We start from the raw sequence: 12,340 nt of genomic DNA, 5'->3' as shown, positions 1-12,340 counted from the left end.
ACTAATTAACAGTTTTCCTTGTTAAAAGTACAACCTTATCTAAGTTCACGGCAGATTAATTTTTTTCTTTAATATCAACCTAGTAAGAATAGCTCAATTTTTAAACATAGAAATAAGTTTAACAGATAGTCTTTGCTAGATCGTTGCAACGGACACCCAATGCAGATTGATATCAACTGTCACTAATAATAAGAAAGCCCCGCAATAGCGAGGCTTTGATAACTCATCTAATAAAACCGTTTATTTATCCAACAAGGCTTGTACCCATTCGTTTTCTTTATGACCAAACCAACTTTCAATAATATTCAAGTCTTGATCGAAGTAGACCCATGTAGGCGTACCTTGAAAATCATTATTCATGAATGTTCTACCCATTTTACTCATAGGTACAAGACGTTGAGACAAATGATTCTTGATAGCTTGCTTAACAGCCTCAGACAAGCGCTCCTCATCAAACACATCTATGATCGACCCTGATAGCTTAGCGGCCGATTCTGGAGGCATAAACCAATCCATCACTACAGGCAGATCAAATTTGTAAGGTAACTTTTGCTGCCCCATTTGTGCGAAATAGCGTTTAGAATGAAGTGTCAGGTCGCCCTGCTCTAGTAAGGCCTTGGTCGTTTTAGCATTGTTCAAATTGAAGTTTTCAAAAGCGGTAGAAAGCGCAAAGCAATTCAACTGTTCATTTGCTTCGCTAATTTTACTCAACATGGGCAAAGCGCGAGACAAACAACCAGGACAATTTACTTGGAACACCAGCATTAAGTTTCGTTCTGACAGCACCACAGAACCTTGGATAGCTTCACCCAACTGAAGATCTAACTGCATTACTCAATCCCTTTATTGCTCAGTAAGTGCAGCTACAGCCTCAACAATACTAAGCGGCTTATAAAAATAGAAACCCTGAAAGGTTGAGACACGCATTGCTCTTATCAGTTCAACTTGCTCTTCAGTTTCGACCCCCTCTACCACCAGCTCTTTACGCAATTTTCGCCCTATATCGACCATGCCTTGCAATACCACACGTGCATCCTTTTGATCTGCAACACACTGAACAAAGCTTCTATCAATTTTAATGACATCAAGAGGAAGCCTTAATAGATAACTAAGTGATGAGAAACCTGCGCCAAAGTCATCTAAACATATTGAGAAACCTATAGACTTAAGGGCATTCAGGTGTTTGATTGCAGCATCACTTCGAATCAGAGCATTTTCAGTTATCTCCAACTGCAACAATGAGAGGTCAGGCTTCAGCTCATCTGTTAGCCTTGCAATTTCACTAATAAATTCATTATGGTGTAGTGAATTAGCTGAAACATTAATCGATATCGGCACATTGATCTGGGGATTCTGCTTTAGAATTGCACAAGACTCTTCAAACACGTACAGATCAATATCAAAGAACAAACCGGATTGTTCAATAACGGGGATGAACGCATTTGGGGGCACGATGCCTTTGACTGGATGCCGCCACCTTATCAAGGCTTCGTATCCATTTACCTTTTCCGTGACGGCATTAACTTTGGGTTGCAACACCAAAAAAAACTCACGATTCACTAAAGCGTTACGAATATCGTTTAGAAGATTAAGATGATTTCTTGATACTTCTTCATATTGACGGTCAAATTCCTGCCCCGCACCCCGACGGTTTTCTTTTGCAACCTTTAAAGCCACTTCAGCTTGTCTTAACATCTGCTCGGTGGTCTCATGCGAGAAATTATCCGCAAGCTCACTGGAACTGCCGACAGTGACTCCCAATCTAATAGAATTGCCATCAACAAAGAGAGGCTTTGCACATTCTCTAGCTACATCATTAGCATCAAAGTCCGTATCTACCATCAATATGGCGAAAACATCTGTATGCAAACGTGCTAGCAAGACCTTATCGCCATAAATCCTCTTAAGGCTTCCTCCCATCTCGGCAAGTACTTTGTTACCGTAGTCATAACCTAACGATTCAATAATATTATGAAAATAGTCGAGGTCAGCCAGATAGAGGGTGCAACGCTCTCCACTTGATCTTACAAACGAAACCGATTTTTCAATTAATCCTAGACGACTATGTAGACCCGTTAAGGAATCAAAATAAGCAGCCTTATTTAGATGAGAAAAGAATTTGGCATTTTCTAACCCGAGTCCCACATTCATACAGAATACTTGTAACAGCTCTTCATCAACATTTTTAAGGTCTCTTGCACCTTCTAGCATAATCACCCCTTCCCACATGGATGGAGTTGAAAGGTAAAGCCCTGTATATCGCTCACCTATACTATGCTGCTTATGCTCTAAAACATCTCGTACCAACTCGCTCAAGCCGTCAGTGCTTAGCTGTTCAAGTTTTCGACCAAAGAAGTGATCATATTTATTTGAAGCAGCCACAACGAAATATTCATCCTCTAGCCCTTTCCTTAAAGCAAGAGGCCCATTGTGAGGCCTTTGTGAAACACAGAATATTCCGTCTGCATCGATATTGAAAAGCGCACTTATCTGCAGAAGCACACCTCTTGCAAAATCGTTAACTGAACGCTCTTTTAATAAATCTGAGGAAGCATCGATAATAGACCTCAACCCGAGCTTACTATTTTCTAATGCACACAGATGCTGATAGGAACGAATAGCAGTAGCAAGCGCAGTAAATAAACGTGATTTTGTTAGCTCATTTTTGGTTTTGTAGGCATTTATCTCGTATCGTTCGATAATTTCATTCTCGGGTGCATAACCTGGTTGACCTGTACGGAGAATGATTTGAAGATTATGGCGTTGAAGTTTTTCACGGATCTGCTCAGCCAGAATCAACCCTGCATCTGGACTTTCCATGACCACATCCAATAACACTACAGCGATATCTTCATGCTCTTCTATGAGCTTATAGCCCTCCTCGCCGCTATAAGCATGAACAAAGCTTAAAGGGTGACCCAGTATGTCGGTTCTAGACAGAGCCAGCGTTGTAACTTGATGCACTGAATCTTCATCGTCAATGATCGCTATTTTCCATGCCTCACGATCATCCTCTATTTTAGGTTCATTCGAATCATCTATGATATTTAACAGCACATCACTCATTGTCATTATCCTGTTTCGGAGCTACCAGAGGTAACACAACTTCAAACTCAGTACCCACTTTGCTCGTCACGTTAATAGACCCACCTAAAACACTTGTGACAATGTTATGCACAATATTCAGTCCTAAACCCGAACCACCCTGCCCTAATTTAGTCGTATAAAAAGGGTCAAAAATACGATTTATTTTCGACTCATCTATTCCGGCACCATTATCAATAAAGTAAATTTTGACACTGTCATTAAGGCGCGTGAATCTAATATTGATTTCGCCTTCTTCACGCCCATCAAAACCATGCATGATAGAATTATTAAAGAGGTTAGTTACGACTTGCCCAAACGGTCCAGGGTAACTATCCATCATCAACTCATCATCGCCTTCAACTCTATATTTGAAGCTTGTTCCTTTTAACTGATGGCGCACAGTCATCATTACTTCATCAATAACTTCCTTCAAAGCGAATTCTCGACGGCTGGAACTAGACTGATCAGTTGCCACTTGCTTGAAGTTTTGAATAAGATGGCTCGCTTTGTCTAAGGAACTCTCCATAACTGAAAAGGATTCAGCTGCCTCTCGCTCGAATTGATCCAAGAATGACTGCTTGAGCTCACCCGCTTTAATAGAGCGCATAAGCTCATCAATATTTTCTTTTAGATGACTAGACATTGTTACCGATACACCAATCGGCGTGTTAATTTCGTGAGAGACACCCGCAACCAAGGATCCCAATGAAGCCAGCTTTTCACTAGCAATGAGCTTATCCTGAGCCTGCTCAAGATTTTCAAGCGCACTAGAAAGCTTATCTCGCTCTCCCTTAAGATTGGCTTGCATCTTCTCATCAGCTAATCGAAGTTCATCAAGCTCCGTTAACTCAGACTGAAACTGCCTCAAACTATTGATGATGTCGCCAATTTCATCATTACGATTACTTTCTGCTATTTCAAATTTTCTCTCACCACTTCTTAGTTTGTTAATGGATTCAGATATCGCAGTCATAGGCGCAAAAATAGACCGCTTCGTGTAGGTTACAATCGCGACTAATAGTGCGACACCACCAACGAGTGTAAATATCAGCAGATAGTTAACCTTATTTGATAGGTCAACTAAATCATTCATGCTATTTTCAACTCGGCGCCTAGCATGAGAAGACATTCCCTCCAAAAGGACTTCTAACTCACCAAATGCGTTATGCTCTATATCCTCTATAGCTGCGAGTGCATCAATTCTGTTCCTGGCTGCGTAAATTTCAAAAACTTCAGCACCGCCCTCTTTAAGTTCATTAAACAACCTCTCTACTTCGGCTATGCGAACCAATTCATGAGGCTTTTGCTCTAACGGTTTTAGACTGGCAAGAAAAGTCTCAAATTGAAGAGCATTACCAAAAAAGCTCTTGCGGGCGTCTTGGTCACCTAAAACAAACCTATCTAAGTCAGCAAGCATATCCCCTGCTTCGTCAACCAGCTCTAGGTAATATCTAACTCCGGGTAGATCATCATTAATGATCTGATCTGGATCATTAGAAGAACCGACATCAGCTATCTCCTCTTCCTTCATATCATCAAGGAGGTTCTCAAGCGGACCGCCGACCTCGCGTATAAGCCGGTTTATACTTCTTGTGGCCTGCTCTTCTAGAATTGGATCGAAACGACTAAATACTCTTTTCTCAGCGTTCTCATTAGCAGTTGCAATTAAACGATCTACCGTGATCATTTTCTTATAGGCATCACTAATGGGGGGGATTTGTTGACGAAACTGATCGAACTCTTCTTTGTTAGCGAAATATTCTTGCTTCTCTTCAGACTCACCTAATACATATTCGAGAAGATTAGAGTTCATATCGCCCAGTTCATCTTGCATAGCTTGAGTATAGAGTGCGACTGGCATATCCCTCGTTGTGACTTCTTCACTGGACTCACTCACCTTGAATCCGACCACAATCTGCACAACAACAAAGACAGCAAAAACAACTGACACAGCTAATAAGCTGAGATTAATACGAGTAAGAATGGAACTGCGCTTCATAGCCTCCTCCTACTAAAAAGTATTCTCAGTATAGGACGCGAATTTCGATGCTGCAGGTTGGAAAATCAAATAATTAGATAACTAAACCTCAAAAACCAACAAAGCCTGCTAAGCAGGCTTTGTCTGATAGCTGAATAAACGATCAATAATTAAAGATCTGGCAATTCATAGTGAGATAACAACTCATCAATTTCATTTTTATTACTGCATTCCTGAACCTGACGAACAACATCTGGCGTTAAATGAGGGGCAAAACGCTGAATAAAATCGAACATGTAACCACGCAAGAATGTACCTTTTCTGAAACCAATCTTGGTAGTGCTTGGTTCAAACAAATGGCTGGCATCCAAGCGGACCAAATCACTGTCTTGACGCTCATCAAAAGCCATTGAGGCAATAATACCTACACCCAAGCCAAGGCGAACATAGGTTTTAATAACATCAGAATCTACAGCCGTGAAAACCACTTTTGGCTCTAACCCCTCTTTGATGAAGGCATCATCTAATTTAGAGCGACCAGTAAATCCGAATACGTATGTCACAATCGGCTGTTCGGCTAAATCAGCCAGCGTTAACTTAGAAACTTGAGTTAACGGATGACCTTTAGGAACAACTACAGAACGGTTCCAGCGGTAGCAAGGCATCATAATCAAATCACTAAAATGCGCCATCGCCTCAGTTGCTATCGCGAAATCAACTGAACCATCAGCCGCCATCTCAGAAATCTGCATCGGTGTACCTTGATGCATGTGAAGGGAGACCTCAGGATACTCCTTCATAAATCCAGTGATAGTAGGCGGAAGCGCATATCGGGCTTGAGTATGGGTAGTTGCAACATCCAAACTGCCTTTACGCTCATCACTAAACTCTTGAGCAACCTGCTTAATACTTTCAACTTTCTGCAGAATTTCTCCTGCAACAGACAAAATAGCCTGACCTGCTGGTGTGACACGGGTAAGATGCTTACCACTACGGGCAAACACCTCAACCCCTAACTCATCTTCGAGCAATCTGATTTGCTTACTGATGCCTGGCTGTGATGTATATAGGCTTTGAGCTGTGGCAGAGACATTAAGGTCATGTCGTGCAACTTCCCAGATATAACGCAGCTGCTGCAATTTCATCAAACACTCCAGATAAACTCAGTAGATATGTAATCGTTTAGTAATAAAAAACAACTCTAATATAACAGTTTAGAATAAAATCTATCCTAATGCATCTAAGTTATAAAGGAATTATAGGCGGCTATTTAAACGCCTAATCTCTTCATCTTGAGTTATAATTTTTTTCTCTAAACTAGATATCTTAGCTAGCGCTCTTACTAGCTCTTCTTCTTTATCTTTGTATTGATTTCTGACACTAGATTCACGGCGTGATTGCTCATTAGCAATTGCCACTTGTTTCTGCCTAGCCTTTCTCAATTCTTCATCAAGCTCTTTAATTTTACTTTCTAACCGCTTGTTTTTATTGGTTTCAGATAGAAGCTGAGTATTAATTTTAGATAGATCTCTATTCTGGCCAGTACTATCTTGCTTGATCTTTTTGAGTTCGTCTTCGAGGCTTTTTATTTGTGTTTTCTGCGTGTCATGTTTTACATCTTTACGCGCTAGTTCAGCCTGTAAATCATGAATAGACTTAGTTAAAGCCGATTCTTTTTTACCTACTTCATCACGCAACTTTTCTAATGCGCCTCGGTAGTAACGAACATCAGCATCGGCTTTGCTAACCGCATCAAGCGTATGCCTTTGCTCATCTTTAATACGCTGATCAAATGTACGTTTACTATCATCGTGAGTTTTTCGTAGATGCGTAAGCTCTTGCTCAACGTTAGATTTTGCCTGCTCTTCTTGCTTACGCTGAGATGTTTCCGCCATCAAGTTAGATTTCAAAACTTCAATCTCAGCTTCAAGCCCTTTAATCTGAGAGTGAATCTCTTCATTTCGGCTAATTTGATTACGAAGTTTGTCTTCTAATTCTATAAGTTGGCCACGAGATGCTTGGAGAGATTCATCTGCTTCACGACGGACAACATCAATTCCAACCTCTTGGCGATGCTTCTCTTCGATAAACTTGCTACTCGCCTCTTGAACAGCCTGCTGCCAGACACGCGCAAACGCTTGCCCCAAAACTTCCGGTACGTCCGGAACAACGATAGACGATGCGGAAACAGATAACCTTTCTGGCACCAACTCCCACCAACTATCAAAATACCCTTCAATCTCTGCTGGCTGGTGACCAAGAGACTCTGCAACAACTGATAATGTTGGCTGAACACCCGCCATTAATAATCGATCAGCAGTCGCATAAGTTTTATCTTTTAATTCCATATCACTCATTCAGAGAAACCTACTTACTATTAATACTTTTAAAACGTTTTACGGCTTTTTGTAACTGCATATCTAATGGTGCTTTGACTATCTTTCGCCCACCAGAAGGTAATGGGAAACGTAATTCTGCTGCATGAAGAAACAGACGTTTAAATCCATGCTCTCGCATTGCAGCATTATCTTCATCTGGCGTGTACTTTTCATCCCCGACAATAGGATGGCCAGCAAATTGGCAGTGAACCCTGATTTGATGTGTACGACCAGTAATCGGTCTAGCCTCAACCAAGGTAGCTTGGCGACCAAAACGCTCAAGGACTTTGTATTCAGTTAACGAAGCCTTACCGTCTGCTGCAACTTTGACAACACGTTCCCCAGATTTAAGCTCGTTCTTACGTAAAGGCGCATCGATTTTGCGCTTTCGCTCATTCCAACTGCCAATGACTAACGCGTGATATATTTTAGTGATAGTGCTTTTCTGCAAAGATTCATGCATCAATTTCAGTGCACTACGCTTTTTAGCCATCATGATACAACCTGATGTATCGCGATCTAAGCGATGGACTAATTCTAGAAACTTGCACTGAGGGCGCATCTGACGAAACGACTCAATCAAACCTAAACTAATACCACTGCCTCCATGCACAGCGATACCAGAAGGCTTATTTACGACAATAATGTCGTTATCTTCGTAAAGGATAGACGCTTCTAATTTTTCACTGAGCTGATCACTAACTTTAGCTGGCTCTTTTTTATCAGCTAAACGTACGGGCGGGATTCGAACCAAATCATTTAACTTTAGACGATACTCCGGCTTTACGCGTTTTTTATTTACTCTAACCTCGCCTTTTCGAAGGATTCGGTAAACAAGGCTTTTAGGTGCGCCTTTAAGAGCAGTGATTAAAAAATTATCGATCCTCTGCCCATCATTATTTTCAGTTATTTCTACGAAACGAACCTTGCTTGCTTCTTGACTGTTTTGCTGTGACATATTTGATATGAAAACCGATTACCGAATTGATGCACTAGTTGATAGCTGCTATATTCTAGCGCTGCTGCAGTCTGTTGGCTTTATCTTTTTTCACAGGTGCCGTAATACAGACCAAATATCACAGTTAAATACACTGTAGATGCCGTCAGCAACAAAGAATTTAATTAAAAAGCTTTTCACCCAGCCGAGTATGACCGGTTGGAGGTAGAGACGTACTTTAGCCAGGAACCTGCTTTTACAAAGCAGTAACAATTAGCTAGAAGAATAAATAGGCTACTGATTCCTCTACCGTGGACGATTAATACGCCGATTGCGTATTAATAAAAATTACCATCAGATTAGATGGCTTTAATCCCTGCGCACTATATTGCTGCAGGCTTGGCTATTACAGCCGCCCGACCCAAAATTGATCGGGTAAATGCCTTATATACTGCATGTGAGTCCAAAAGACGGGTACCCTCTGGGCACTCTGGCTTGGCGAAAAGCGTTCTATTAAGAGAACGTCATGAAAAGAATGCTTATCAACGCAACTCAACCTGAAGAGTTGCGTGTAGCGCTGGTTGATGGCCAGCGTCTATATGATCTGGATATTGAATCCGGCTCAAGAGAACAGAAAAAAGCCAATATTTATAAAGGCAAAATCACCCGCATCGAGCCAAGCCTAGAAGCTGCGTTCGTAGATTACGGTGCTGAACGCCACGGCTTCCTTCCGCTTAAAGAAATTTCTCGCGAATACTTTATCAAGCCACCTACTCGTGGCTCACGCCCAAACATTAAAGAAGTGCTGAAAGAAGGCACTGAAGTTATTGTTCAGGTTGATAAAGAAGAGCGCGGCAATAAAGGTGCTGCACTAACCACCTTCATTAGCCTTGCCGGTCGCTACCTTGTGCTTATGCCAAATAACCCTCGTGCAGGCGGCATCTCCCGCCGCATCGAAGGCGAAGAACGCACACAATTAAAAGAAGCACTTTCCGGCGTTAATGTTCCTAAACAGATGGGCATTATCGTTCGTACAGCAGGCGTTGGCCGCACAAGCGAAGAGCTTCAGTGGGACTTTGAATACCTTCAAACACTATGGACTGCTATTAAGCAAGCCTCTGAAGAAAAGCCTGCTCCATTCCTAATCTATCAGGAAAGCAACGTAGTAATCCGTGCCGTTCGAGATTACCTACGCTCAGATATCGGCGAAGTTTTAATCGACGACCCACAAGTTTTCGAAGATGCTAAAAACTTCGTTAAGCAGGTAATGCCTACTTACGAAAACAAAATTAAGCATTACTCCGAACAAACACCATTGTTCAATCGCTTCCAGATTGAGACTCAGATTGAAACTGCATTCCAACGCGAAGTAACACTTCCGTCTGGCGGCTCAATCGTAATTGATCCTACAGAAGCACTTGTTTCGATCGACATCAACTCCGCGCGAGCGACACGTGGTGGCGATATTGAAGAAACAGCACTTCACACAAACCTTGAAGCAGCTGACGAAATCGCACGTCAATTACGCCTGCGTGATATCGGCGGCTTGGTTGTTATCGATTTCATCGACATGACACCAATCAAGAACCAACGTGAAGTAGAAAATCGCCTGAGAGATGCGCTCAAACTTGATCGCGCTCGCGTACAAATGGGGCGAATCTCTCGTTTCGGCCTACTTGAGATGTCTCGTCAACGCTTGCGCCCTTCTCTTGCAGAAACACGCGGCGTTGTATGCCCACGCTGTAACGGCCAAGGCACAATCCGTGACACCGAGTCTCTTGCACTATCCATTCTTCGTCTTATCGAGGAGGAATCTGGCAAAGACCGTACAGCTCAGATTCGTGCAATCTTGCCAGTTACTGTAGCGACATATCTACTCAACGAAAAACGTCACGCTGTTCACGATATAGAACTTCGCCAAGATGTACGTGTTGTCATCGTTCCAAACCCGAACATGGAAACACCGCACTACGAAGTAGTTCGGTTACGTGACGATCACACGGTTGCGACAACAAATGATGCAAGCTACACAATGCAGCCAGAGCCAGAAGAAGCCGAGTCACTTGAAGCCGCAGCCACCTCTCAGGCTAGCGCTCCTCGCGAACAAGCAGCTGTGCGCAGCGTTGCTCCTAAAACACCTGCACCTGAAGCAGCTACAGAAGCACCTAAAGCAGCAACACCTGCCCCAGCACCAGTTAAAAACAATGAGTCCTTAGGCAGCCGCGTAGTTGGCATGTTCAAGAGCCTATTTGGTGGCAGTAGCTCCGAAACCACTGAAGAAAAAGAACAGCCAAGCGAAGAAAAGAGCACTTCACACCCTAAACGTAAGCGTAATGATCGCAACGAATCAGGCCGCAAGCGTCGCCGTCGTGACAATGATCGTAAGCGCACCCCTAAGCAGAACGATGAGATCATTACCGTACAACCTGAGCCTGATCAGCCTCTAAACCAAAACGAAGATAAGCCAAAACGTCGTCGCCGTAAACGCAAAGGCGAAAACGAACCGGCAGAATCTAAAAGCAAACAGGATCTGAGCAACACAGATTCTCAGAATACTGAAGAGCAAGAAGAAGCACCACGCAATCCACGTCGCCGTGGCCGTCGTCGTCGCACCACTGAACGCTCGGCCAAACGCACTAATAACGTTGCAACAGAAGTTGAAACTAAAGATACAGCACCAACTGCTGAAGCTACTATTGAAGATACAAAAGCCTCAAATACGGTAAGCGAAAGCTCAGAAGCTAAAGCACCTGAAGCAACAACTCACACAACGCCAGCTGAAATTGCAGAAGCAACTGAAACTGTAGAAGCTACCGAAACAGCAGAAGCGACTGAAATTACAGAAGCAACTGAAACTACAGAGGCGACTGAAACTACAGAAGCGACTAAAACTACAGAAGCGACTGAAACTGCAGAAGCAACTGAAACTACAGAGGCGACTGAAACTACAGAAGCAACTGAAACTGCAGAAGCTACTGAAACTACAGAGGCGACTGAAACTACAGAGGCGACTGAAACTACAGAGGCGATTGAAACTGCAGAAGCGACTGAAACTTCAGAAGCAACTGAAACTGCAGAAGCGACTGAAACTGCAGAAGCGACTGAAACTTCAGAAGCAACTGAAACTGTAGCCGTAACAGCAGAGCCAGAAGCCAATCAAAGACCTGTTCGCAAACGTCGTACTCGTCGTGCACCAAACGATCCTCGTGAAGTTCGCAAACGCCAAAACGTAGAATCAGAGTCAACTGAGAAATAATGTAGATACAAATAAAAAAGGGGCTATTTAGCCCCTTTTTCTTTGCCTAACATAAAGACCCACCAAGCAATTAATACAAAATCACTTCTTCTTAAAAATATCCAGCAACTTCTTCTTTGAATCAGTTTCCTTTGAAGGTAAAGCCTTTTCGAATCTTTTCTGTATAGATTCTAACTTTTCTTCTTTTTTCTTGTGCTTTGCCTTCTCTCTAGAAGCATCCAAACTAACAACTTTACCTGACATAAATCACCCACCGCTTAGCGTCTGTCTTGTGACTCAGTTCCACGTTTTTCGTAAGAGCCTTGAGCTTCATTTGGTTTTTTAGGTTTTTGCTCAGCTTTCCACTGATCCAGCTCATCAAAATAGATATCCCAGACACATTGAGAACACCCACTTTCGCAACACTCAAAATCACCAGGAGGAATCGGCTTTTCTTTAGAACTCATATAAACCTCATTCATAAGTCCATTTTACAAGACAAATCTCCTTTTGATATCGCGACTAAACCTAAAGTATCACAGACTAATTCAATACAAAAACTGCAACAAAAGTAAGCTATAAATAGTAGTCGAACTACAAAAAAACTAGTGGGTTAGTGCTTTTTCGCACTGCAACAAGCGCAAAATTAAAAAAAAGTTGTAAAAACACAACAACATTAGCCATAAGTACATAGGCCAGACGTATGACTCGGCGTCTAATTTCAG

Annotated in this window: 9 protein-coding genes; 1 reads left to right on the top strand and 8 read right to left on the bottom strand. The window is 42.4% G+C overall.

Annotated features, from left to right (window positions below; all coding sequences use genetic code 11):
• Positions 1 to 240: 240 nt before the first annotated feature.
• From ACMXYU_RS07745 to rluC, 6 genes are all read right to left on the bottom strand, one after another.
• The gene (locus ACMXYU_RS07745) at positions 241 to 831 is read right to left on the bottom strand and encodes a hypothetical protein (RefSeq protein WP_415901001.1); all 591 of its coding nucleotides are present in this window, start codon (positions 829 to 831) and stop codon (positions 241 to 243) included.
• Between the two features lie 12 nt (positions 832 to 843).
• Positions 844 to 3,066 (bottom strand): EAL domain-containing protein, encoded by a 2,223-nt coding sequence (locus ACMXYU_RS07740; protein WP_415901000.1) that lies wholly within the window; start codon positions 3,064 to 3,066, stop codon positions 844 to 846.
• On the bottom strand, positions 3,059 to 5,086 hold the full coding sequence (locus ACMXYU_RS07735; protein ID WP_415900999.1) for an ATP-binding protein: 2,028 nt from the start codon (positions 5,084 to 5,086) through the stop codon (positions 3,059 to 3,061). The genes ACMXYU_RS07740 and ACMXYU_RS07735 overlap by 8 nt, the downstream gene beginning before the upstream one ends.
• A gap of 149 nt (positions 5,087 to 5,235) precedes the next feature.
• The gene (cysB, locus tag ACMXYU_RS07730; protein WP_415900998.1) at positions 5,236 to 6,210 is read right to left on the bottom strand and encodes an HTH-type transcriptional regulator CysB; all 975 of its coding nucleotides are present in this window, start codon (positions 6,208 to 6,210) and stop codon (positions 5,236 to 5,238) included.
• Positions 6,211 to 6,321: 111 nt separating this feature from the next.
• Complete coding sequence (locus ACMXYU_RS07725; protein ID WP_415900997.1) at positions 6,322 to 7,422, bottom strand: DNA-binding protein; 1,101 nt, start codon at positions 7,420 to 7,422, stop codon at positions 6,322 to 6,324.
• A 10-nt stretch (positions 7,423 to 7,432) separates the two neighbouring features.
• Positions 7,433 to 8,401 (bottom strand): 23S rRNA pseudouridine(955/2504/2580) synthase RluC, encoded by a 969-nt coding sequence (gene rluC, locus ACMXYU_RS07720; protein ID WP_415884841.1) that lies wholly within the window; start codon positions 8,399 to 8,401, stop codon positions 7,433 to 7,435.
• A gap of 505 nt (positions 8,402 to 8,906) precedes the next feature.
• Here rluC and rne point away from each other — a divergent pair.
• Entirely contained in the window at positions 8,907 to 11,636 is a 2,730-nt protein-coding gene (gene rne / locus ACMXYU_RS07715) for a ribonuclease E (RefSeq protein ID WP_415900996.1), read from the top strand.
• 81 nt (positions 11,637 to 11,717) lie between these two features.
• On the opposite strand, the gene ACMXYU_RS07710 is transcribed toward rne, so the two are convergent.
• Complete coding sequence (locus tag ACMXYU_RS07710; protein WP_415884518.1) at positions 11,718 to 11,879, bottom strand: hypothetical protein; 162 nt, start codon at positions 11,877 to 11,879, stop codon at positions 11,718 to 11,720.
• Between the two features lie 14 nt (positions 11,880 to 11,893).
• Entirely contained in the window at positions 11,894 to 12,082 is a 189-nt protein-coding gene (locus tag ACMXYU_RS07705) for an oxidoreductase-like domain-containing protein (RefSeq protein WP_415900995.1), read from the bottom strand.
• Between the last annotated feature and the right edge of the window lie 258 nt (positions 12,083 to 12,340).

This window comes from Neptuniibacter sp. QD48_11 (genome assembly GCF_047778095.1).
GTDB lineage: Bacteria > Pseudomonadota > Gammaproteobacteria > Pseudomonadales > Balneatricaceae > Neptuniibacter.
The sequence above is the reverse complement of the archived record's forward strand: the minus strand, read 5'-3'. Positions and strand labels throughout refer to the sequence as shown.